This window comes from Chitinophaga niastensis, assembly GCF_003014755.1.
Lineage (GTDB): Bacteria > Bacteroidota > Bacteroidia > Chitinophagales > Chitinophagaceae > Chitinophaga > Chitinophaga niastensis.
The window spans coordinates 14465-38816 of record NZ_PYAW01000009.1 but is presented as its reverse complement, the minus strand read 5'-3'; the positions used below and the strand labels follow the sequence as shown (position 1 = coordinate 38816).

At 41.8% G+C, this 24352-nt stretch carries 23 protein-coding genes; 12 read left to right on the top strand and 11 right to left on the bottom strand.

What is annotated here, in order from left to right; all coding sequences use genetic code 11:
• Positions 1-54: 54 nt before the first annotated feature.
• Together CLV51_RS26510 and CLV51_RS26505 are read right to left on the bottom strand one after the other, a co-directional pair.
• Positions 55-753 carry a hypothetical protein gene (locus tag CLV51_RS26510; RefSeq protein WP_106531137.1) on the bottom strand — a complete coding sequence of 233 codons (699 nt, stop codon included), beginning with the start codon at positions 751-753 and terminating at the stop codon, positions 55-57.
• Positions 754-1224: 471 nt separating this feature from the next.
• On the bottom strand, positions 1225-1614 hold the full coding sequence (locus CLV51_RS26505) for a VOC family protein (protein WP_106531136.1): 390 nt from the start codon (positions 1612-1614) through the stop codon (positions 1225-1227).
• A 452-nt stretch (positions 1615-2066) separates the two neighbouring features.
• On the opposite strand from CLV51_RS26505, the gene CLV51_RS26500 reads away from it, so the two are divergent.
• From CLV51_RS26500 to CLV51_RS26490, 3 genes are read left to right on the top strand one after another with little or no spacing between them, the layout of a single operon-like run.
• Entirely contained in the window at positions 2067-2975 is a 909-nt protein-coding gene (locus tag CLV51_RS26500; RefSeq protein ID WP_245898968.1) for an SDR family NAD(P)-dependent oxidoreductase, read from the top strand.
• Between the two features lie 53 nt (positions 2976-3028).
• Entirely contained in the window at positions 3029-3382 is a 354-nt protein-coding gene (locus tag CLV51_RS26495) for a YciI family protein (protein ID WP_106531134.1), read from the top strand.
• Positions 3372-4622 (top strand): RNA polymerase sigma factor, encoded by a 1251-nt coding sequence (locus CLV51_RS26490; protein WP_106531133.1) that lies wholly within the window; start codon positions 3372-3374, stop codon positions 4620-4622. Before CLV51_RS26495 ends, CLV51_RS26490 begins: the two co-directional genes overlap by 11 nt.
• Before the next feature lie 421 nt (positions 4623-5043).
• Here the strand turns inward: CLV51_RS26490 and CLV51_RS26485 are convergent, their stop codons facing one another.
• The 3 genes from CLV51_RS26485 to CLV51_RS26475 all read right to left on the bottom strand — a co-directional run bounded on the left by CLV51_RS26485 (position 5044) and on the right by CLV51_RS26475 (position 7642).
• Positions 5044-5952 carry a haloalkane dehalogenase gene (locus CLV51_RS26485; RefSeq protein ID WP_106531132.1) on the bottom strand — a complete coding sequence of 303 codons (909 nt, stop codon included), beginning with the start codon at positions 5950-5952 and terminating at the stop codon, positions 5044-5046.
• Between the two features lie 61 nt (positions 5953-6013).
• Entirely contained in the window at positions 6014-6601 is a 588-nt protein-coding gene (locus tag CLV51_RS26480; RefSeq protein WP_106531131.1) for a Crp/Fnr family transcriptional regulator, read from the bottom strand.
• 504 nt (positions 6602-7105) lie between these two features.
• The gene (locus CLV51_RS26475) at positions 7106-7642 is read right to left on the bottom strand and encodes a DoxX family protein (RefSeq protein WP_106531130.1); all 537 of its coding nucleotides are present in this window, start codon (positions 7640-7642) and stop codon (positions 7106-7108) included.
• A gap of 177 nt (positions 7643-7819) precedes the next feature.
• On the opposite strand from CLV51_RS26475, the gene CLV51_RS26470 reads away from it, so the two are divergent.
• Complete coding sequence (locus tag CLV51_RS26470; protein ID WP_106531129.1) at positions 7820-8833, top strand: sensor histidine kinase; 1014 nt, start codon at positions 7820-7822, stop codon at positions 8831-8833.
• Positions 8830-9549 carry a LytR/AlgR family response regulator transcription factor gene (locus CLV51_RS26465; protein WP_106531128.1) on the top strand — a complete coding sequence of 240 codons (720 nt, stop codon included), beginning with the start codon at positions 8830-8832 and terminating at the stop codon, positions 9547-9549. The genes CLV51_RS26470 and CLV51_RS26465 overlap by 4 nt, the downstream gene beginning before the upstream one ends.
• A 58-nt stretch (positions 9550-9607) precedes the next feature.
• Here CLV51_RS26465 and CLV51_RS26460 read toward each other — a convergent pair whose 3' ends face one another.
• The 4 genes from CLV51_RS26460 to CLV51_RS26450 form a co-directional block, all read right to left on the bottom strand.
• Positions 9608-10852: a hypothetical protein gene (locus CLV51_RS26460; protein ID WP_106531127.1), complete on the bottom strand. Its 1245-nt coding sequence runs from the start codon at positions 10850-10852 to the stop codon at positions 9608-9610.
• Positions 10853-11239: 387 nt separating this feature from the next.
• Entirely contained in the window at positions 11240-11554 is a 315-nt protein-coding gene (locus CLV51_RS26455; protein WP_281261541.1) for a dihydrofolate reductase family protein, read from the bottom strand.
• A gap of 75 nt (positions 11555-11629) precedes the next feature.
• Entirely contained in the window at positions 11630-11866 is a 237-nt protein-coding gene (locus tag CLV51_RS28965) for an alpha/beta fold hydrolase (RefSeq protein ID WP_146151391.1), read from the bottom strand.
• A gap of 115 nt (positions 11867-11981) precedes the next feature.
• Positions 11982-12848: an alpha/beta fold hydrolase gene (locus CLV51_RS26450; protein ID WP_106531125.1), complete on the bottom strand. Its 867-nt coding sequence runs from the start codon at positions 12846-12848 to the stop codon at positions 11982-11984.
• A 261-nt stretch (positions 12849-13109) separates the two neighbouring features.
• Between CLV51_RS26450 and CLV51_RS26445 the strand changes: the two genes are divergently transcribed.
• Both CLV51_RS26445 and CLV51_RS26440 read left to right on the top strand, forming a co-directional pair.
• Positions 13110-13691, top strand: coding sequence for a dihydrofolate reductase family protein (locus tag CLV51_RS26445; RefSeq protein ID WP_106531124.1), 582 nt, complete (start codon positions 13110-13112; stop codon positions 13689-13691).
• Positions 13692-14205: 514 nt separating this feature from the next.
• Complete coding sequence (locus CLV51_RS26440) at positions 14206-15786, top strand: glycosyltransferase family 39 protein (RefSeq protein ID WP_158267161.1); 1581 nt, start codon at positions 14206-14208, stop codon at positions 15784-15786.
• Positions 15787-15967: 181 nt separating this feature from the next.
• Here the strand turns inward: CLV51_RS26440 and bla are convergent, their stop codons facing one another.
• The gene (gene bla / locus CLV51_RS26435; protein ID WP_106531122.1) at positions 15968-16837 is read right to left on the bottom strand and encodes a subclass B3 metallo-beta-lactamase; all 870 of its coding nucleotides are present in this window, start codon (positions 16835-16837) and stop codon (positions 15968-15970) included.
• A gap of 318 nt (positions 16838-17155) precedes the next feature.
• Here bla and CLV51_RS26430 point away from each other — a divergent pair, with 318 nt between their 5' ends.
• The 4 genes from CLV51_RS26430 (at position 17156) to CLV51_RS26415 (ending at position 21340) form a co-directional block, all read left to right on the top strand.
• Positions 17156-17884, top strand: a complete 729-nt coding sequence (locus tag CLV51_RS26430; protein WP_146151390.1) for an alpha/beta hydrolase — start codon at positions 17156-17158, stop codon at positions 17882-17884.
• A gap of 290 nt (positions 17885-18174) precedes the next feature.
• Entirely contained in the window at positions 18175-19029 is an 855-nt protein-coding gene (locus CLV51_RS26425; protein WP_106531120.1) for an SDR family NAD(P)-dependent oxidoreductase, read from the top strand.
• Between the two features lie 57 nt (positions 19030-19086).
• The gene (locus CLV51_RS26420) at positions 19087-20010 is read left to right on the top strand and encodes a helix-turn-helix domain-containing protein (RefSeq protein WP_106531119.1); all 924 of its coding nucleotides are present in this window, start codon (positions 19087-19089) and stop codon (positions 20008-20010) included.
• A 364-nt stretch (positions 20011-20374) separates the two neighbouring features.
• Positions 20375-21340 (top strand): S41 family peptidase, encoded by a 966-nt coding sequence (locus CLV51_RS26415; protein ID WP_106531118.1) that lies wholly within the window; start codon positions 20375-20377, stop codon positions 21338-21340.
• Between the two features lie 135 nt (positions 21341-21475).
• Here CLV51_RS26415 and CLV51_RS29495 read toward each other — a convergent pair whose 3' ends face one another.
• A complete protein-coding gene (locus CLV51_RS29495; protein WP_211302130.1) occupies positions 21476-21718 on the bottom strand; it encodes an RHS repeat-associated core domain-containing protein in 243 nt (80 codons plus the stop codon).
• A 1063-nt stretch (positions 21719-22781) separates the two neighbouring features.
• On the opposite strand from CLV51_RS29495, the gene CLV51_RS26405 reads away from it, so the two are divergent.
• Entirely contained in the window at positions 22782-24341 is a 1560-nt protein-coding gene (locus CLV51_RS26405; RefSeq protein ID WP_106531117.1) for a hypothetical protein, read from the top strand.
• Positions 24342-24352 lie beyond the last annotated feature (11 nt).

Here is a 24352-nt window from a genome sequence, read left to right as displayed (position 1 = left end):
GGTTAATAGGAATTTTGCGTTTAGATTTATCGTCTTGCTATTAAGGATTTGTGTTCAACAGATCATCAACAACCTATTCTGTCCAGATTTTTCCTTTGGTGCACGGTGAAGGCAAGGGGGAACTTGACTTTCAGGATGATCAACCGCCAATCTCCATAGGTGACCAAGACCTAAGCTTATTGGACGTGCATCAGGTTTAGCTTGATAGTGTAGATCAAAGAAATGTTCACTTAAGAATGATTCAAAACCTTCATCTTTTCCATGATATAGTTTTTTGAGTTCATCACGTATTTCTGGAATAAGTACTTTCTTTTTGCCTTGTGAATTTGGCAATATTTCACTCGACTCGCCATAGTAGGTACATAAAAAGGTATCAATTGGTATGGGAGAGCGATCTACATGAAAAGAATAAACATCGGTTGGAAAAAATGGGTAGGTATCATCCCGATCATAGTATTTGATCACATTAAGGATTGACGATACGCCATGAGCTTTCAATACCTTCAAGTCATTTAAAAGAATTTCACGGGCAAGTTGCCCTTGTTCACTCAACTGAAGTTCACGAAGTTCCTCTTGTTCAATTGCCGTTACATTTCCGCTTAGCGCTACCTTTTTAACAATCTCAGAAAAATCACCTATTAGTTTACGAGTCCAACAAATCGCATTAATTTCTCCACTAAATGGCGTAGAAACAAGGTCTTGAAAATTCGTGACACAGTGAATGTGTTTCTCAGCATGAGATAAATCAATCATACTAATTGATATAAATATAAAATCATTTGGCAACTAAGTACGGCTATTTTCGTTTATAACTGAAACTTTTCAATAGTCGTCAAATCCTCCATAAACTGATTCGAAATGTATCCAGTTGCCCCGACAAAAAATGAAACCCGCTCTCAGAGTTGGTTTTTAATTCGAATAAATTTGGATTAAAAGTACAGAAATCTTTTAAAAGGCTTACCAGTATTGGATTAGAACAAAGTTCGAAATGGCTGTTTACTTATCTATATTTTTCCTTTTTGCACATGAATAGTTTAAATTGTATTATTCTATATGATTGGCTATAATGTAGTATTTAGTTGAACTACACTGGAGAAAATGAAAAAGGGTGAGAAATACCGGGAATAGCGCTGCGGCCTTTCTCTTAATAAAGTGGCTTACCATCGGACTAACCTGCAACAATTTGCTGTAGGTTAGTCCGCTTTATTTATATGATCAAAGCCCCTACATATAAAACACATTGAACTTATGACCATCCGGGTCAGCAAAAACAAAACCATAATAACCTTCTCCAAATGCTTCCGGCCTGGAAACAACTTTTCCACCTGCCTCTTCCACCTCTTTGGACCAGCTGTCCACCTGGTCCTTCGTTTCAGCGGAAAGCGTAAAAATAACTTCGTTTGCCTGTTGTGAATCGGATATTTCACTTTTAAGGTTGGCTTTGAGTACATCTTTTAAAAAGAAATGTATGACAAAATTGCCCTCACCAAAAAGAAAACTTGTCAGCTCTTTATTAGGTGTGCCATTGGCTTTAAATCCCAGGGTAGTATAAAATTTAGTGGTCCGCTCCAGGTTGCTTACGGCCAAATTTGCCCATATCATTTTTGGTGTCATAATGTTTAAATTTTATAACAGGTTTAAAATCGGGTCTATCTTATTTTAAAGGTGAAAAATTAGCATGATAAAGTATTGTACTACAAAAGTACTTTGATTAGACTAATCTCTCAACCCATGAAAACGACATTTTAAGGGGGTGATTGGTTAGGAATGCATCGATTTTGATCAAATCTTCAATTAAAAAGTTCGAAATGTTTCCAGTGACTCCGAGGCAACAGAAAGGTTTAGTGGCGCAATAATAAAATTCCAATAGACAGCCTACTCGTGTAGATACCTTGACGGGCATAGATATGTCTTCTTCGACTTGAAATTCATTAATGACTTTGCATATTTTTTCTGGTCTGCCATCCCGAAGCCAGCAAAATACTTTTCAGTGGTGGCAACGCTTTGATGTCCCGGATTATCACCGGCGAGTTTTAGAGGAAAGCTGAACGAAGGCGGCAAATGCAATGACTAAACCACCAAATAAAATAATCCAAATAAAATGTCCGGAAACGTTAACTCCAAACGTCTTAGTTCGGCGTGAAGGATTCACGTGTAATTTCTCAACATTAAAAAGAAAAATAATGAATGAATTGAAAGACAGAATTGCAGTGATCTATGGGGCAGGCGGCGAAATCGGCGGCGCTGTCGCACGTGCTTTCGCACGCGAAGGAGCCAGGCTTTTTCTTACCGGGCACCGCTTGGCGCCTGTGGAAGCGGTTGCCAAGGACATCGTGTCTGCTGGCGGCGATGCCGAGGCAGCGGAGGTTGATGCCCTTGATGAGCAGGCTATAGATAAGCATCTGCAGTCTGTAGTGGCTAAGGCAGGCCGTATCGATATTTCGTTCAATGCGATGGGGAACTCGCCCACCAAGTGGCTGGGGGCATCGCTGGTCGATATGGATCTTAAACAATTCTCCATGCCGATCACGAGCTATACCACATCATACTTTCTGACTGCGCGTTTAGCGGCAAGACGCATGCTCCCGAATAAATCCGGGGTGATCATGACCGTTACTGCGCCTCCCGCAAGAATAGGCACGCCAAACGGAGGTTATGGTCCGTCACAGGCTGCCAAGGAGGCGCTTACCCGATACCTGTCGAAAGAACTCGCGCCTCAGGGCATCCGCGTGGTCGGTCTGCAGCCGCACGGCATGCCGGAGACAGAGACATTAAGGGAAATATTTGAAAGTAGGACCAGGACAGCGGGCGTAACCTGGGAACAGTTCACAGGTTATCTTGCAGGCATGAACCATCCCAAACGCTTCATGACACTCGCAGAGATGGCTAATGTAGCGGCCTTTGTGGCTTCCGATAAGGCAAGCGGGATGATGGGAACGACCATCAATCTGACCATGGGAGCCCTGGACGACTAGTATCTGCTGACAAAAACCTATATAATATAAACATCAACATAAAGAAACCTACTATGACTGAATTTGTATACTTCTATCGAGGTTACGAACTACCTGCATCTCCTGAGGAAATGCAGCAAAAAACGGCCAAATGGATGGCCTGGCTTAAGGATCTCAGTGACAAAGGCCATGTGAAATCACTCGGAGAGCCTTTGCAACCTGGTGGCAAGGTAGTCAAAGGCGCAAAAAAGCAGGTCATTGACGGCCCCTATGCCGAAGCTAAAGACGTGGTCGGAGGTTATAGTATCATTGTGGCCAGGGATATCGAACAGGCTGTGGAGTTTTCCCTGGGATGCCCTATTTTCGAGGATGGCGGTTCTGTAGAGGTACGTCCAATCGGACAGTTAGAATTAGGCGATGGATATTGAGGAACATTTTTTCCGGCATGAATTCGGAAGAATTGTTGCCACGCTTACCCGGCTTTTCGGAGTCCGTAACATCGCATTGGCAGAAGACGTCACTCAGGACGCCTTCTGCCGTGCGATGGAGACGTGGAAGTTACGCGGTCTGCCGAAAAATCCTTCCGCATGGCTGATGGCCACTGCCAAGAACCGTGCCTTGGATATCTTGCGCCGGGAGCGCACGGCTAGAGTGTCTGAGCCAGAACTAACGCGGTTTCTTGAATCTGAATGGACGCTGGTTCCGACGGTAGAAGAGGCGTTTAGTGCGTACGCTGTGAAAGATTCCCAGCTACGTATGATGTTTTCCTGCTGCCATCCCCGCCTCTCTGAAGCGGCTCAAATTGCACTTATATTGCACATATTATGTGGATTCAATGTAAAGGAGATTGCACAGGCCTTCGTGAGCAGTCATGCCGGTATTGAAAAACGCATCACCCGGGCAAAGAAAATATTGGCGGAATCCACGAAGCTTTTTGATCTCGCCGATGCAGATTTTCCCTCCAGGCTTTCCTCCGTTCTGCAAGCATTATATTTGCTTTTCAACGAAGGGTATCATGGATCCTCACCTGAGGCTGCAGTGCGCATGGACCTTTGTCAGGAAGCCATGCTGCTTATGAATTTACTCATCGAACAACCTGCTTTAATAACCCCCCAATCATATGCGCTTGCTGCGTTGATGTATCTCAACGCGGCCCGTCTGCCAACTCGTTTAGATGGTTCGGGTAATCTTGTTTCGTTCTTTGAGCAGGATCGGTCCTTATGGAATCATAACCTCATAGCAGAAGGACAAGCGCTTCTTAACCTTTCTGCCTCTGGTACAGAACTGACAAAATATCATATTGAAGCGGCTATTGCTTCAACGCATACCAGTGCCGCTAGAAGCGAAGATACCGATTGGAAACAGATAGTATCGCTTTATGATATGCTTATGGCTATCCATCCTTCTCCGGTCATTGCACTTAACCGTACGATTGCCATCGCACAGCTGGATGGCCCAGAACGGGGATTGCAGGAGATATGCGTCATCCATGACCTTCATCGCCTTTCTGCTTACCCGTTTTACCCGGCTACGCTTGGTGAACTTGAACTCCGTCGAGGAAATTACCCGGTTGCGAAAGCGCACTTCTCCACAGCGCTTTCGTTGGCACGCAATCCTATGGAACGTAATTTCTTGCAACGGCGTATAGATACATGCAAAGAAAGCTAACCAAGGAGTTAATGGATGAAGGGATCGGATCGCAACTCGATAAGATCACGATTAGGTCCATTTTAACATTGCCTGTTTTTGCTGGAAAACTTAGGACTGAAACATCCAGTTTGCCATGGTCGAAGGAAAGGACTAGATATTGAAGAAGTAGTTGAAGATACCAAATTGGCCTCTGCACACATTAAATTTTTCATACACACGTTTTCAGGTTCACATTAATTATGTACAATAAAAAACGGCTTGCAAGCCGTCTTAAATCCATTAAAAATAAGTTCGAAAATTGTACAGGGAGGGCGACAAGCCTTAAAACCAACTCGATAGCTGGTTTTAAGGCTTTTTATTTCCTATTGTTACTACTTTTTTATGGATTGATATCACAAAACCCCAATTTGGGTCGGAGAATGGGATCAATGTCCGCCCGCTAGCGCAATTTTTTTACAAATTCAGCAATTGCTTCCCCAATTTCCATAGGGCTGTCTTCTTGCAAAAAATGTTTTCCCTTTACTGATATCTCTGTTTGATTGGCCCATGTACTGCAAAATTTTCGCATACTGTCATTTTCCACTGCACCAGGGTTACCATGAATCCAAAGCTTGGAAACCGGGCTTTGTTTAAGCCAATTTCCGTATCCGGCCACTATTTCAGCCACTTCTTTTGGCTCTCCGTCCAAAGCAATTTGACGTGGAAATGATAATGTCGGGCGGCGATCCTCCCCCTCATTAAGGTAGGGCCGCCGGTACTCCTCCATTTCTGCATTGCTGAGTTCCCGGAAAATTCCACCCGGCAATACTTTTTCAACAAACACATTGTTTTTTAAAACCAACTCCTCGCCAGCAGGAGCGCGCAATGCCCGGAATAAATCACGTACTTTAGGTTCAAATTCATCCCACTTAAAAGGAATCGCCAATGCTTCCATGTAAACGATACCCTGAACGCGGGAACGGTTTTGATTTGCCCAATCAAAACCCAATACAGAGCCCCAGTCATGAAGCACAAGTATCACGTTTTTTTCCAGTTTCAACTCTTCCCAAAGTGCAAAAAGAAAACTACGTTGCTCTAAATAAGAATATCGTCCGGATCCGGAATCAACGAGCTTTTCTGAGTCACCCATGCCAATCAGATCGCAGGCAATAAGCCGCCCAAGGCCACGGCAATAAGGCATTATATTCCGCCAGAGATAGGATGAAGTAGGATTGCCATGCTGAAATACAATTGGGTCGCCTTCGCCTTCATCAATATAGGCCATCCGGCGGCCTTTTATCTCAATAAATTTCTTTTCGGCAAAGGGCTTTTCGCTGAAAATAGTCTGTACGTTTGCTTTGCGTTCCATATTTTTAATGATTTAATACAGCAAAGCAACGATCATAATATGCGCTAAAAAATAATGTACCTTAAGATTTTTTTCGAAACATATTTGCTTTCATCTGGCTAAAAAATTCTGGCGTAACACCGATATACGAAGCAATATATTTTTGCGGGATCCGGTTTTCAAGATCAGGGTAAGCTTTTGTGAATAGATCATATCTCCCTTCCGCAGGTTGCGAAAGGTTGGCACCTATTCTGTTCTGATGAAAGACAAAGGCGTTTTGAAATAATACTCTGAAAAATCGCTCGAATTTTGGCGCTCGCTCGTATAAAATGTCCAAATTGCCTTTGCTGATTTGTAATAAGGTTGTGGGCTCCAACGCTTCCAGGTTATTGACACTCTTTTGTCCTGACAAAAAGCTATACAAATCGCCGCTACACCACCAATCTTCGGGTGCGAACATCAAAACATGTTCCTTGCCGACTGAGTCAATAGTATAGGTCCGCAGGCAACCATTGAGTACAAAAAACTGATGCCTTGCCACATCGCCTTCCATCAACAAAAACTCTTTTCTTTTAACGGTTTTAGCAACCGCAAGGGATAAAAAAATGGCTATTTCTTCTCTGTTCGGATCAATATGCCGTCGTAGGTTTTTTATAATAATTTCTTGCATTTGTTATTGTTGGAATTTCTTTATTGTTGAGCAGCCTGATAAAATCCTCAAAATCTCCTCCGGCTTCTTCTTCCAATGAACAAGCACAATTCTTTTGCTTTTAGGAATTTGTTGCTTCATGCTAAAATATAACGAATATTACAGTCTTATTTGTCATTAAAATAATAAATAGTGCATATGTTATTTACATTTACATAAATACCTAAACGAATAAAGTTACCAGTTTCTTTAAATCCAATAGAAATAAGTTCGAAAATTGTACAGCCACGTCGACGAGATTGGACAAGGCAGCAGAAATGCTGCCTTATTTATTTTTATCGTTTTCTGAAATGCAGTTCAGGCGTGGAGTTGGCTCAAATATCTCGTTGACTTTTTCAGTTAGAAATGCCCCATTTTTGTAATAATAGGTTACTCTTTGCGGAAACACCAATTTTCGCAGCTCTTCTTTACCCCTACTTTGCCAAAAGTACACATCAACGGGAGTTTCAGCGAAAGTGTGATAGCTTATTCAAACACCTCTTTTGTAGATTGTGGACTATAGTCTCTCCCTGTAATGCTATACACTTTTTTTGACGTAGAAACTATAAAATCAAGAGACCTTCTTCCTGCACCTTCAATTAATAGAAAAAGACAAGTAAGTATTTGGGCATAGTCAGAACGTATTTCATGCAACACAGCCCAAATACCTATTTTGGGTGGGGCAGGCGGCAATGGTAAAGGACTTGTACCGAAATACAAATCAATTTTAGTGCTAAGAATAGCAACGATCATTTGTACAATAAAATAAAATGCTGTTATCCTTGTAAATAACCCAAAGATGAGTAACAAGCCGCCAATTATTTCGCCTACTGCAATAAAATGAGCAGTAATTTCAGGAAATGGAAAACCTAATTTTGTAAACCGGCCTACCCCCTGATTTACATAAACAAATTTTAAAATTCCTTCCCAAAGGAATACGTTTCCTGCCATCAGACGGAGGATTAAAATAGTAGATTGACCTGTAACCGGAGGCTTAAGAAACCAATTGATTGCTTTTTTCATGGTTTTCAATTTAAATAAATGACAATGCAAACATCAATACTACAACGGAGGCATAAAAAATATTTACAGCATCTATCATTTTTTCTTGATTAAACAGGGTTTAATCAAGAAATTTACCTGCATCGTGTAATAAAATTTAATCTCAATTTGCCGTTACTAAATTTGAGAAAACAAAAAATGAAAAACAGAAAATTATTATACCATTCAATTTTTTGGGCAAGCATTTATCTTTTGTGGGTACTTGTTTTTCGCAGTTACTCGTTTTCAATTACTAAAACAATGACGGTAGAGTTCTGCTACCTGATCTTTATTACAGCAGATTTTTATGCCATTAATAATCTCATTGTCCCACAGTTTTTACATAAAAAGCGATATCCTATTTTTGTGGTAGCTACAATAACGATAATTGCTCTTTCTGCATGGCTGAGGGCTTTAGTAGCAGTACAAATAAATCAGCATTTTTTTCATATAACTCCTATTGATTTTGGCACACTATATTTATTTTCATTAATTAATATTTCTATTTGGGTATTAGTGGTTACAATAGTAAAAATGTTAATTGACAGAATACAGATCCAGCAACAACTAGAATTGCTGGAAAAAGAAAGAATTAAAAGCGAATTAGATTATTTAAAAGCACAGATCAGTCCGCATGCACTTTTCAACTCTTTGAACACTATTTACGGTCATATTGATAAAAACAACAAACCCGCCCGGGATGTACTATTACAGTTTTCCGAATTATTAAAATACCAGTTATATGAATGCGGGGCAGAAAAAGTAGATTTAGAAAAAGAGATAGCGTACATAAACAATTATGTCGCTTTTCAGCGATTGCGGAAAGATGATAAATTGGTCGTAAATATTGAAACGGGTGATATTACACCAGGATTAAGAATTGCCCCACTTTTAATAATCGTGCTAATTGAAAATGCTTTCAAGTTTGTAAGTAGTTTTCCTGACAAAGAAAATAAAATTAGTATCAGAATATTTACAAAAGAAAACGTAGTGAATTGCTGTATTTTTAATACAAAAGAAAGGCAACATCATATAATTAATGTAAATTCGGGAGGAATTGGATTTGCGAATTTAAAGCGTAGATTGGAGTTATTGTATGCCACAAAATATACCCTAAGCGTTAATGTCGAACATGATTTTTATGAAACGAACTTAACAATTGACTTAGCATGAAATTAAAATGTATCATTATAGATGATGAACCAATAGCAAGGAAAATATTGCGGGAATTTATTGAAGAAATAGATTTTCTGGAGTTAGTAGCGGAAGTTGAAAATCCTTTGAAAGCAATGAAATTGCTAAGTGTCAACGATGTTGACCTGATTTTTTTAGATATCAATATGCCCAAAATAAATGGCGTTGATTTTCTGAAAAATTCAAAAATTACTGCAAGTGTTATTATGACGACCGCCTATGCTGAATATGCTGTTGAGGCCTATGGCTTAGATGTTTTAGATTATCTGGTAAAGCCAATCGCCTTTGATAGATTCTTGAAAGCTTGTAATAAAGCCAAGGAAATTGGCACATTGAAAAAAAATATACAAAATCAGCCCAATAAACTTAATGACTATTTTTTCATAAAATGTAATAACCAAATTGAGAAAGTATTTTATGATGATTTGTTGTACGCAGAGGCTATGTTAAATTATGTAATGCTGCACACGAGTTCAAATAAAATGATGGTTTATGTTACCATCAAAAACTTAGAAGAACAACTGCCTGCCGACATTTTCATTAAAGTTCACAAGTCTTATATTGTGAACAAAACGAAAATAAAAAGTATAGAGGGCAATATTTTGGACATTGGAAATGACAAAATCCCAATCAGCCAAGGCTTGCGCGAAAAAGTGATAGCAGAAATTGTGAAAGACAAAATGATAAAGCGATGACAGATAAGATTGATCATCAGAATAAATTATTCATAAAAAAAACTCCGTCAACTTTTCTTCATTTTGTCCACGTGGCTTTGCCGTCTTCTGAAATATAAGTCCTGTATTCCGTGTCTTTGAACTGAATTACAATGGCCCGTTTTCCGGTGGCAGCATCATTTATTTTCTGAAATTCCTGCCTGTACACTTTTGGCCACCCGGTGCAATATAGGTTGATGTATCCACCATCAAGGCGCCAGAAACATTTGCTTCCATTATAAGAAAGGGTCGACCCTACAAAAGTTTCATAGGTGCCATCGGCATAAAATTTATACGTGTAGATAAAGCCTGAAGGATCTTTGTCAACCCACGTACCGACCAACCCCGGATCAATCACCCCTTTCATTTCGGGGAGGTTTGGAAGTTCGACTGGCTTATTTGAAACATGTATGGTAGATAAGGGCTCGATATTCGGATTAAGCTTTTCCTCTTTTATCAAACCGACGCCTTTAGCATAAAAATAGTTAATGGAGGTAGCAACTACGCCCTCAAGAATGTCTTGGGACTTTTGGAAAAAGTTTACAACAATCACATCCTTATATGTTGTACCATTCACAGTTGTAGTTAAACCCTTTCCTACTAAAGTGTATTTTAAACGGCTGTACCCTTCGGATCCTAAAAAATTAAGTTTGGTATTGATAACGTGCCACGTAGTTCCGATGGGGACATTACTCATCAGTATGGTATCCGTGGTAATGCCCGTTGTTACTCCATATCCGTTCACTGTAATTACCTTCCTCGTTAAAATGCCATTGTCGCAATTGTAGTAAAAAGTCCCTTCATCGTAATTTATAGCCTTGTATACTACGCCCTGGAAAGTCTTTATGCCATCATATTTACACAAATTAAAATAGCAATTCCTGCAGTCGTCATCTTTTGCAGAGGTTGTAGTATTGTTTTTAAGTTCGGGGGTTTCTTCTTTAACAGGATTCTTGCGTTCCAAAACAATGCCGTTATCATTTATTGTTATAATCTTAAAATAATCTTTCGTGGATTTAGGTAATTCATCCCACAGGTCCTGGGCATTATGTGTAAAACTAAAACTGAGTTTAGCAGTACCTTGTTCGTAACCCGTTTTAACCGATGTTACATTTTTATTCCTTTGAAGACTTCCTTTAAGAAGAAGAAAATAAGGGTTATCATATTCAACGCGAATAACTGAAATACTTATTGTATTAGATTGAGCTATGAGGTATAAAGGACTAAAAAATACCAGCATAGTAAAGAGCATCCCTGTTTGAAAAATATTTGCTTTTTTTCTCATTGGATTACATTCACGATAACAAAGTTATTATTAAATCTTTAACTGGGCTATTTGTCTTTAGTTTATTACTATTCTCAATGGTGAGCTTGTTTCCAATCTTCGACACGGTAAATTAGAGGTTTCGGGCCTTTTGCGTACTGTTCTACAGCTTTGTTATGTAGAATAACTCTTTGATAATTAAGCAACAAGATTCTCCAACCGCCTTAAATCCATAATAAATAAGTTCGAAATTTGTACAGGCAAGACGACTTTTGGCATTGGTTTTCAATTAATTAGAAGCTGTTCGGGTACATTTCGGACAGCTTTTTTGTTTGCATTTATTGACGAATTTCTCATCGCCAGACATAATACGAAAATCTAATATCGCTCCTGTCGCAGATTTTTCTCTCACTGTTTCAAGTAATGAAGCACAACACATCCTGATTTAAAAATCTTTGACTCAACAAGTTTTAATTGTAATTTATCCGGCAGGCTAATGCCTTCCAACAACCGTCTCCCTTTTCCTGCAATTACCGGATGAACGACAATATGATATTCATCCACCAGACCAAGCTGTATAAGTTGCGAGGGAATATCTGCACCACCGGTTAGTATACTTTTACCTTGTTCCTGTTTCAATTTTAGTATTTCGTCTTTAAGGTTAGTACGAACAATTTCTGTGTTTTTTCCTTCAGCTTTGTCTAGCGTTTTTGAAAAAACAATAATTTCCTATGATCATCTTCTGATAAGAACCTTCAGAATATTTAAAATATCAATCATCATTTAAGAAATTTTCGATTATCTGCGCAGGAACTCTTTTATGGTATTTATATAGCGTTCCGGTTGTTCCAGATAAATGAAGTGACCCGCCTGGGGTACAATAACCAATTGATGGTTGGTGAACAGATCCATGAACTCGCGGGTATAGGCCCATTTCTGGTTATCTGCCTGACCTCTCATGATAAGTACAGGGATGGAGGAGTTTTTGAGCTTGGGTCTTGGGTCCTGAACCTGGCGAAAACTAACTAAAGTCATGAGCTGGGAGTAATAACCGTACCCGGACGTGTATTGCAGCATTTTTATTGCAGAGGTGTCAAAGACACAGGATTTGTTGCATTCATAGTTAAGATAGGCGGCAAAATCATCCGCTTCAACATCTGTGGCCAGTTTTTTTACCGAATGTGGTTGCACAATAAAACATGGCCTTCGTCCTCAAATTGCTCGCTTTCTCATACTGCTGCCGGTTCGTATAATAAGGTGCCCTCAAGTGAAGGCTATCAGGGGCTCTTAAGTCAATCGGTTCGATAGGAGCCGGAGGAATGGGGCCGGGCCCTGTAAACACCATCTTTTCCACTTTGGCTGGATTGTCTGCTGCAAATAGCACTCCTAAAATCGTACCCCAGGATTGCCCAATTAGGATTACTTTTTCTGCCCTTGTTTTCTTCACTATCTCTTCCAAATCCTGTCGGTGCCGGTCCGCTGTATAATCTCTGATATTTTGCAATCGCCCTGATAATCCACAGCCAATCTGATCATACAAGTAAATATCGTAACCTTCTTCTGCCAGGGGCATCATCATACGAATAGTCACATCGTCGATCGGCCCTCCCGGCCCACCTTCCAAATAAAAAATCGGATAAGGTTTTTTGACCCCCTTCCCAGGGATCAGTATATAAGCTATTCTTGAGCCTGTCTGCAAGTTCAAAAACTTAGTGCCAGCCCATGTGTGAACTGGCGAGGAACCATATTGCCCCGGCCAAAACACTTCACATAAAAGAATGAGTATGCCCGCAAATGCGGCACCTCTTATAAGCCGGAAAGCATTCCTCTTATATTTATAAGCACTTATCTTTCCAGCTTTAACAATGAAGAAAGTCGGAAGAAATACCAGGATAAACACTGCGTAGCATAGAAAATGCGTAAAATCAGCGAATTGCGAATGCCGCAATTGCAAGTAATACCCTATCAGAAAAGTGAACAGAGAAAATGTTCCACTTATAATTAATATTTTTTTCATCCGAAAATAAACTTAGAAACATTAAGAAATAATACGTTATAAATATAGCTAAGGGTTGTGAAATTTTCAGACATGACCCGCCCTGTAGTACATTTTTTCCGGTTCGCATTTCCGAAATACAGTCAGAAGCAATGTACATAACAGCGAGGCAATTCGATGAATGGGTAAAGGATTAAGACGCAATCACCACCTTGAATTGTCGCTTTTAGCCCCTTTTATATCAAGATGGTGACTTAGTTTTAGGAAACAAATTGTTGAACTATGCGTAAGTTAATAATGAAGATGTCGATCTCTGTCGACGGTTTTGTCGGTGGCCCCAATGCGGAGTCCGACTGGATTTTCAAGAGCTCGGATGAAGCTTCAAGAGCATGGTCCGTCGAACGAATCCGGGAGGCAGGCCTGATTATCATGGGCAGGAAGACCTTTGAGGTGATTGCCTCCTACTGGCCGACTGCAACAGGTCCTTTTGCCGCGCCGATGAACGAGATCCCTAAGGCAGTCTTTACCCAAAATGGATTTAAAGGCAGCATTTTGCCTGATGCAGAGCTGTTGCCCGCTGCGGCGTCCTGGGCGGACGCGCGGGTTTTCGACGGTGATCTTGCCGATGGGATAAAGAAACTCAAATCTGAGCCAGGGAAACCGATCTGTGCGATTGGAGGTGCCGGATTTATGCGGAGCCTGGTAGCGACGGGACTGATAGATGAATACCATTTGGTTACTCATCCCTTGTTTTTGGGCGAGGGTCAGGCGATCTTCAATGGTGTTACACAGCCACTAGATCTCAAGTTGGTGGATGCAAAAGTATTCCCGGGAGGAATTATTGCACACACCTACCGCATCTAAGGACTTATGTTTGAATAAATAAACCGCCATACCCCGTTTTATTTACACTTTGCTGCTACTGCTGTCCACCGCAGCAGGCGCCTATTCGGTGAAGATTTTGCGGGGTGAGCGATTTTGACCTTAGATTTGTAAGATTAACTTTTGACTTGTAACTCCTATTTGTCAGGTCAAGTAGTGACTAATACAACTCAGGCTTGCGTTTAACACACCTGGTCCATATTTGCACCTACGCTTCAACGTGCTGTAAGGAAATAAATGTTTCCAGTCGCCCCGACATATATATCTCCTATATCTCCATCTCTGCAAAATTCTTTATGAAGAATACGTTTCGCTTATGATTATATACATGCTCTTGAATGTATAAATTATAGTTCGGCGCCGGAATCTGAAACCTCCGCGGATGCTGGTCGGCGGATCGTCGCACACAGGGGCCCAATAGTGCCGGAGGACACCGATTTTGTGCCCATGGTCAAAATTCTTGTGAATGCCTCCCGATTTTTTTTATCTTTTTCCCATGAAACCTACTCATCTCCTTTATCTCCTTGCTCTGATCAAACTGATCTTACCCTTCTTCCTTCAGGACCCTCTCTGGGGCCCTCATCGGGACGAATTTCTTTACCTTGCGGAGGCGCGGCATATGGCCTGGGGCTACATGGAGGCGCCGCCTCTGCTCTCGGTCTTCGCCTGGCTGACGAACCTGCTGGGTGGCGCGATGTGGGCGATCAAGATATGGCCTTCTCTGGCGGGCGCCCTGACGTACATCCTCGTGGGCCGTCTGGTGCTCCACCTGGGCGGCCGTTGGTTCGCCCTGGTCCTGGCCTGGATGCCCTTCGTGACAGGTGCCTGGCTCAGGATGCACTTCCTCTTCCAGCCGAACTTCCTGGATATATTCTGCTGGACGGCGATGGCTTATGGGCTGATCAGATTTCAGCAGACGGGAAAGCCCATGCATCTCTATATCGCAGGCGTCAGCTTCGGTCTTGGTATGCTCAGTAAATACACCATGGCCTTCTATGCCACCGGTCTGATGGCCGGCCTCCTCCTCGTCTGGGACCGAAAGGTCCTCACTAACCGCCATTTCTATTGTGCTATCGGCCTGGGCTTCCTGCTTTTCCTACCGAACCTCCTCTGGCAGGCTCGCCACGGCTTTCCGGTCGTCTACCACATGAAGGCTCTTGAGGATGGTCAGCTACAGTACCTGAGTCCCTGGACTTTCCTGAAGGATCAGCTCCTGTACAATGTGGCCACCCTCTTTACCTGGGTGACCGGCCTCGTCTGGGTGGCGCGCACGAAACAATACCGTTTCATAGCCTGGGCATTCTTCGTCACAATCGCACTCCTGATGATGGCCCACGGGAAAAGTTATTACTCGCAAGGGGCTTACCCGATTCTGTTCGCATTCGGTGCTCCCCGGCTGGAAGCCTGGGCGAACAAATGGTGGAAAATAGGTATGCTTGCCTTCAGTCTCTTCATAGGCATCCGCGTGGTTCCCCTCCTCCTTCCCTTCAAGGCCCCGGCTCCCCTGGCCGAATACTACGCCCATCACCCCCTGGCCCGTAAAGTGGGGGCTCTCCGCTGGGAGGACCTCCAGGACCATTCCTTGCCTCAGGACTTCGCGGATATGTTGTCCTGGGAGGAGATGACCCAAAAGGTGGCCAGGGCCTACGCATCCCTTGATAGCACGGAGAAGGCGCACACGCTGCTGTTCTGCGACAATTACGGTGAAGCGGGGGCCGTGAACTATTATGGCCCGAAATACCATCTGCCGCAGGCGTACAGCGACAATGCCAGTTTCCTCTACTGGATGCCCCGCGATTTCGACCGGTTCGAGGTACTACTGCTCGTCACGGACGACAAGCAGGAAATGCAGCACTCCTTCATCAAAGAGTTCAAAGCGGTCCGGCTGGTAGACAGCATCTCGAACCCCCACGCGCGCGAGGACGGCTCGCTGATCATCCTACTGAAGGGACCCAGCGATGCGTTCCGGAAAGCATTCAGGGATAAAATCGACCGGAGCCAACTGAAGACCACCGCACAGGGAGCCGTCCAGACCCTGAAACCCAACGCCCTGGAGGAAGGTGGCGCCATGCACTAAATCCTGCTTGTCAAATCAAATTCGATCAAAGCCTGTAAATAATCACTATTTACAGGCTCTTTTCATTTCCTGCCTAAAAGGCCATAAACTCAATAATGGATACCTGTTGCAGTTTGGACAAGAAATAGCAATTGGGTAAGGGCACAGGCGTTGCGTGCATCCGGAAGTTGTCTACAGCCCCTTAGTTCCCGTTTACTTTTTTAAAATACTGCTCCTGCAGGTCTTTAAGTTCCGCGTCGTATGCTTCCCTATCCATAAAAGCGGAAGGGTTATATCCGCTGCCGGGTTTGTGCTTACTTTCAAGTTCAAACTGGCTGGCATGTGATGCAAGCCAAATATCGAACGATAAGTTTTTCATCGCATTTAACGTATAAGCGTAATCTTTGGCGATATTGGGATAGGCGGGTATATCAGAAAAGCGCTTGTCTGTAACTATAGTCGGCATGTTAGCTATCAGCACCCTATAGGAGCGTTTTGCATCTTTTACATCAAACAAAAAACTACATGATCCTTTGGTATGTCCGGGATGGTGCAACATTACCAGTTGCATGCCACCCAGCTTTATCGTATCACCGTTGTGTAATATTTGGTCAACCTTTACCGGTGCAAAAAGGCTGACGCTACCATCTTTTGAGTAATCCGATCGCCCGCCATCAGCTACTGCACCGGAGTCCCCTTCATCCACCATCATTTTGGCACCTGTCGATTTTTTTATTGCGGCCATTGCCCCCATGTGGTCGTAATGTGCTTGTGTGTTTAAAAGTATCCTAATATCGGCAAGTTTGAAGCCCAAAGCTTCAATATTTGCCTTAATCATAGGTGCAGAGGCGGCCAACCCGGTGTTGATGAGTATATTGCCCTGGTGTGTTACAATAAGATAGGAAGCCAATTCGTAAGTGCCGACATAATAAAGGTTACCGACAATTTGAAAGGACGGATAGGGTTTACTCCATTCGGGATCGGTATTTGCAGGTTCAACTACTTTTTGGGCAGATGCCAAAAAGGCGACAGATAATAAGCTGATTAACAGCAAGTTCTTTTTTGTAAACATATACTGATGATGACGTTCAAAGGTGTGTTTTGTTATTGGGAAGGTACCCCTAAAAATTAGACATTTTTAGGGGCACTAATACAAGCCTTCATCCAATTCCATTCGAGTGCTCATTTGTGTAGATAATTCAGACAAATCTCCGAAAACATTGCTCATATCATAAGTATCCATACCTATTTTGGCGCTAACGCTGCCAATGTGGATTTAAGTAAAATCTATGTTTGAGTGATTGAACTTTTTTTGGTAATATCGTAAACTACTACCTTACTAATATAAGGTCTATCCCCATAAGAAGCAAGGAAATTTATGGCGCAAAGTGTGAAAGTGAGTTTTGCTGTTTTATTTACATTCAGTAGCATCCTGGCGTTTTCCCAACCCCCAAAGGATACAGCTAAAGAAGAACAAAGGACTATTTATCTTTTTAGTGGTCTTGGGGCAGATTCAAGTATATTCATGAACCTGAAACTTCCGGGTTACCATAAAGTTTACATCTCCTGGATTCCCGCGTTGCCAAATGAATCATTAACGCAGTATGCGGGAAGAATAAAGAGCCAGATCACGGTCAAAAATCCATATATAATCGGGCTTTCTTTTGGAGGAATAGTGGCTGTGGAGGTATCCAGGCAAATAAAGGTAGAAAAAATGGTTTTGATATCTTCGGTCAGAACAAAAGATGATTTGAACAAAATGCAATTTTTTTTTATGAGATTGGGGTTATATCGAATCATCCCCGGTTCATTGATAAAACATACCAATTTTCTCATCTATAGTTATTTTGGCGCCCGATCCACAAACGATAAGAAAGCATTAACTCATTTAATGCAGGATACAGATGTTTCTTTTTTTCGTTGGGCATTGAAAAGCATTGCTCTTTGGGATAATAAAGAAGTACCTGAGAGAACTATTCAGATACATGGGACAGCCGACAGGGTTATAGCCAGCAGGCTTGTGCATCCTGATTATCGCATTAAAGGCGGAGGACATCTCATGGTTTTTAATAAAGCAGATACCATTAGCAAAATCATCACGAATTACTTCCGTGATTGATTCGCTTATACGGACTGGAATATCTCCGGGAAAGTCAAAGCTCCCTCTCTCAATTTCTTACCACCATATTTTATTTGCATGTGAATTGAATGTTGAGCAAATAATTATTTACAATATGCAAACCTTCAGTTCTGTAGCTTTCCATATTGTCGAGGGCAATGATTTTGGGATTCAAATCCTGTGAAGGCCAACGATTGCCTCGTTTTGCCTACGAAAATCCTCATTTAGGCTACAAGTAACAATTGGCATCTGCTCACCTTTGCTGTGTTATTCATTTAAAACATAAAATCATGACACATCAAAATGATAATTCAAGTGTAAATAAAGTTTGGTTTATTACAGGTGCTTCCCGGGGTTTTGGGCGCATTTGGGCCGATGCCGCGCTTAAGCGTGGCGATAAGGTTGCAGCTACGGCACGTACATTAGCAAGTATTGCAGATCTCAAAGAAAAGTATGGCGCAAACGTGCTGACGTTGGAGCTTGACGTAACCAGGCCAGACCAGGTAAAGGAGGTTGTGGCGCAAGCGCACGCTCATTTCGGAAGGCTCGATGTCGTACTCAATAATGCCGGCTATTCACTTATCGGCACGATCGAGGAAGCCGAGGCTGAAGATGTCCGCGCGCTCTTTGAGACGAACATCTTCGGTACATTGGCGGTCATCCGGGCTGCCTTACCTTTGTTACGAAAACAAGGAGCGGGTCACATCCTTGGTACATCAAGTGGCCTTGGCCATGTGACGATGCCGGTGATCGGCTATTACTGTTCGTCAAAATGGGCGTTCGAGGCAATCCACGAAAGCCTGGCCGCGGAAGTTAAACCTTTCGGGATAAAAGTAACGATCATAGAACCTGGTGCATATGCTACCGAGTTCGGGAGCCAGGAGTCTTTGAAATTTGCAGTCGGCCTTGATATTTACACGGATTTTAAAACGCAATTTGTCGCGGGGCTGAAAAACACCGAAAGAGGCGATCCTGAGGCAACACCGCACGCCCTCTTCCAGATCGTTGATACCGGGAATCCTCCGCTGAGATTCAATCTCGGTAGTCATAATCTGCCCTTAGTGCGGGCTGCCTATGCAGAGCGGCTGGCAACATGGGAAGCATGGGAATCCGTATCCAATGCTGCACAGGGCAACTCAAAATAAAGAATCATTGATAACTGGTAAAAACATTATCAGTTATCATTGTCTTAATTTTACATTATGAAAAAGGAAGAAAATGTCCCGCTTAAATTTGATTCTTTATCGGACGCACATCGGACCTTAGGCTTACCTAAGCCCCTGCATCCGTTGATAAGTCTGATCAATAGTGCCAATACTCCCGCCGAAGTAACCCAGCCATCGGGTGCTCATGTGCTGAACTTTTATAAAATATCGTACCGGCCAAAACTCAGCGGGAAATTGAAATATGGCCAAGGTTATTATGATTTTGACGAAGGCGGTTTATTGTTCGCTGCTCCTAACCAGGTAGTTGGCAGCAGTAACGATCATGAGGTTAGGGAATGCTCCCTGTATACTTTGCTGATCCACCCGGATTTTTTGTGGAATTATCCTTTAGCCAAAAAGATCAAAAAGTATGGCTTCTTTTCTTATTCTGCCAATGAAGCCTTGCACCTGTCAGAAAATGAGAAAGCAACGATCATTTCTATTTTCAAAATCATGGAAGAGGAGTTAAACAGCAGGATAGATGATTTTAGCCAGGATGTCATGATTTCCCAGATCGAGTTATTATTGAATTACGCTAATCGTTTTTACAAGCGTCAATTCATTACCCGCAAAGTTGTAAGCAGCGACCTGTTACAAAAGCTGGAAGAAATTTTAGATGAATATTTCAACCATGCAAAATCATTAAGCCAGGGGATTCCGACTGTTCAATACCTTTCAGAAAAGATGAATATAACACCAAGTTATTTAAGTGATATGTTGCGTTCCCTGACCGGGCAAAATACACAGCAGCACATACATCATAAACTCATAGAAAAAGCGAAAGAAAAATTATCTACCACCAGCTTATCAGTAAGCGAGGTTGCCTACGAATTGGGATTTGAACATCCGCAATCATTTAGTAAGTTATTCAAAACAAAAACTAATCTTTCTCCCCTGGAATTCAGGCGGTCATTCAATTAATTTTATCCAAAAAGGAATAACCCTTTGCCTACAAGCAAAGAGCTACCAATTTTCTCAAATCATGCAAGTTCGAGATTTGTACAGGCAGGGCCGACGGATAGATAAGCATTGAAGTTGCGTAGCAATAGGGAATTTCAAGGTTCTTTCTTTTTACTTTCTTTCCTCCCCCCTGTCATATACACAATTGAAAAATCAGGAAGAAAGCAATAAACTACTGCAGTAATGCATTTCACTGGCCAGATCAGTTGCTATAGATAATTATTACAATGTTTTTTGAAAAGCGGTTCGGAATGTATAAATTACATAAAGCGTTTTCCTATACCATTATAGCCCTAATTAACCTTATAAGTAATCACCTCATGCCATGTTGAAGTACATTATCCCTTGCTTGTTTCTTTTCATTTCAGGATCCTTATATGCACAGAAAGAACATCTTCCTTCACGGGAGGCACGCCGCTATTTTAATGAGGCCTTTACTTATATTGAGGATACTTATTATTTCACCTATAAAATAAAATGGAATAAGCTAAGAAAAGAGGTATTACCCTTGTTGGCTGATGCAAAAACCAAACAGGATACGTATCCAGCCATTAAGTATGTTTTGGATCATCTCTATGATAAGCATAGCGGCTTTTGGCCCCCGCCGGGTGCTCCCTCCGGAAAGAGACCAGACAGCATATACCATTTTAATGCATCTATGCCCCCGGGTTTCCCGGTCTGTTACATAACGCCGGAAGGGATCGGCTATCTTTTCATTCCTTCAAATTTCTACTTGCCTTATGATGAAAAAAAGCTGCAACAATGGACTGATTCACTTCTTTATCCTATTTTCCGTTTTGATGAAAAAGGGATTAACGGATGGATAATAGACCTGCGATTTAACAGCGGAGGATATATGAATCCTATGCTCAATGGTGTTGCACCTTTAATCGGCAAGGGTTATTTATATACTTTAACTGATAAGTTTGGTAGGGACAAAAATTACAATATTACCAGAGGAGAAATCAATCTTAAAAAGCCTGGTTTGCCCATTGCAGTGCTGACCAGCCCCTTCACGGCCAGTGCAGCAGAATTTACAGCATTGGCTTTGCACAGTTATGATCACGTCCGTTTTTTTGGTGATAGTACAAGAGGAATGTCCACGGGTATGAAGCTTACATATTTATCAGACAGTGCCATGTTGAATGTTACCAATCAGGTATGCTCTGACCGTCACGGAATCAAGTACCTGGGTAAACTTCCACCTGATGTATTAATAAGAGGAAGGCAGCTTTACAGAGGAGATAGCACTACGAAAGTTGCTACCAGGTGGATATTGCAGAAGGATTAATTCAATATAAAATCTGGAGATCACAAATGGCTTGCGAATTTTAATTGAAATTTTATATCCGCTATAAAAATACGATCATGTTCATTTTAGTACAAAAAAATGTACCGTTTTTTGAAATAAACAGATACTATAGATTTAATGCTTTTCGGTCGAGGTATTTTTTATAGGATTATCCTTGTTTATTGGATCATCTTGATTGGAAGTCTTAAATCTCATTAACACTGGATTAACTGCCCGATGCCCACTCCCCAAAAGATAATGTCCAGTAACGGGATCAGGTATTTCGCCATTAAATCTTAGTAGTTGCAGTTTAAACCCTTTCCATTGATCTTTCTTCTCATCAGATGGGTTTTCCTGGTTAAGTTCTTGTTCAGGCATATTTTATGTTTTTTAGTGAGGGAATAATTTTTTTATGAGTACTTATAAATACACGTTTGGTGCTTTACATTGGTTCCATCCAAGATATCGAACATTTTTTGAGACATGTATGAGAAGCAAGGCTAAGAGTTTTGTTCCAGCTTTGCTATGCTAAAATTTTTTTGAGCAGACTGGTAATCCCTTCTTAGAGATAAAAAGGATATAAAGTAAAATCTGCTATAAAGAAATAAAAGTTGTGTCCTCTGGTACATAAGTAAGATAAGTGTATTTTTGAGCTATACCGCATCGATGAATGTTTCGTACCGACTTTGCGGGACCCAAACAATTCTATCCTTTGAGTTAAAAGATTTCCCTTTCTACATATCCCTGCATGTGAAGACTTGCTCAAACAACCTGGTTGGATTTAATCGATGAATAAGTTTACATATAAAATGGCGCCAGAGGAATATACCAATAGTGAGAACACAACCAAATAAAACTAAGTATAAACAAGAGCTGCTTACGGATGTTGTTAACGAATCTGCTTAAATGGTGACGGTAGCCATCGCTTTTTAGTGTTTTATTCTTTTTGTAAAAAAATGCATCAATTTTTTTTTTAAATCAAAAACTTATGCGATCTTTATTGCAAATTCAGACACGCTACAATAAACAACAGGACTTTGCGTTTACCACGAGCGTTGTACTGTATTACCGAATATCTTAACCTACTCTTGTGAACCTCTCTTAGTGGTTGTTTAGAAAAAACGACCTTTCTAATTTTATATTTTAGCCACCTCATGTGAATTCCTTTTAATAGTGTGTTGTATTACCTATTAACCGGTGACACGTTGATGCCATAGCTCTGCTGCAATAGCGGCTATAGGCGCATTGTACCCCCGAGGATAAGCAACCGCTCCTTATCTTAACCTCTCCTTATGACATTCTCTTCCTAGCATGGTTGCATGATCAATAAATCGGTGATCTAATGAGTTATAGCTACATCAAATTGTGGCTAGGGGGCTCATTATTCCTTCAAAAAACAACTGTCCAAGCTTTCATTTTATCAATTATCAAAACAAAAGCTATGAAGCGTAGAATCTTTACGGTGATGTTGTTCTTACTGAGCTCCGCTACAGCATTCGCCCAGTTAAAAGTAGGCTCCAACCCCAGCCAGATCAACAAGTCTTCTATACTGGAACTGGAAAGTACCCGCCAGGGTCTCTTGCTGCCGAGGATACCAGGCGCTAATCTTACCGCCGCACCGTTAAACGCCGCGCCGGATGGTATGATCATTTATGTTACAGATTCTTCCAGCCTCTTTATCAGAAAGAATGGCTTGTGGCAAAAAATGTCGGTAGATAGTGTTGCCGGCAACAATAACTGGAATACAGTAGGTAATGCTGGTCTTGATTCCGCTAAAAATTTCCTTGGAACTACTGACCAGCAGGCGCTGATATTCAAAACAGGTAATGCTGAAAGAATGCGTTTTATGGTGAACGGAAATATTAAAATGGCCGCAGGTACTATCCCTGCCGGTACCAACCAGTTAGAAGTACTTGTGATAGATCCCATCACCGGCGTGCTGTTACAACGTACCATGGCAGCATCTGCATTCAATAATGCCATTGTATCATTAAACGGGCTAAGAGACACTGTACAAACATTTGCAGCAGACAGTCTTGCTGGTAAAGATTTTACCATCACTTCCGCCGCCGGTGTGCATACATTTAATATCCCTACCCAGAGCGGCAACGGCGTCACTTCGCGGGGATTGCTTTCCTATGGCGACTGGCTGCGGTTTGATTCATCTGCCCGGTTCCAGATACTACATACATTATTTTCCACCACACCTGATGTAAACGGAATAAGCGTCAACAATGGTACGCTCACCCTGCATGCAGCGGATGCAACCAATCCCGGTGGTGTTTCTGTCGCCGACCAGACATTTGGTGGCAATAAAACTTTCCAGAACAATGTGCATGTAGTTCAGAATGCAACCATTGATGGCAACGTAGTATTGACTAATGTTGCCAATGCAGTGGCGGCAGACAGCAACAATGTGATAATCAAGCGAACAGACGGCACATTGGTAAAAAGATTCCTCAATGAGAGTGCATTCAAAACCCTGGCTGTCGGTAAAAGCCCTGGTACCGTAAATGACATCAATATCGACAGCACATCTGCCACACAAACCATCATCAACATCCCTGACGCATCCACTACTGTAAGAGGCGTAATAAACCTGCTCAGTGGTCAGACTTTTGCCGGTTACAAAGGCTTCCGTGATTCACTGGCAGTGGGTGTTGCCGAAGGAACCAAAAGCAATTCTACCTTCCAGGTTAATGGTTCAATGGCTACCAATCTTACAAAGGTAACAAGCAGCTATACCGTAACTGTAGCCGACAATACCGTATTGGCAGATGCCACCGGTGGCGCGCTTACCATTACCTTGCCCAGCCCTACCAATATTCCCGGCCGTATTTACACTGTCAAAAAAATCGGTAACGGAGGAATTGATAAAGAAGTCACTATCAGCGCTGCTGGTGGTACTATAGATGGTTCTACCAATTACATCATCTACAACGACTGGACATTTGTAACACTGCAAACAGATGGTACGGACTGGTTTGTGATTAAGAAGTAGCGGTTATCACA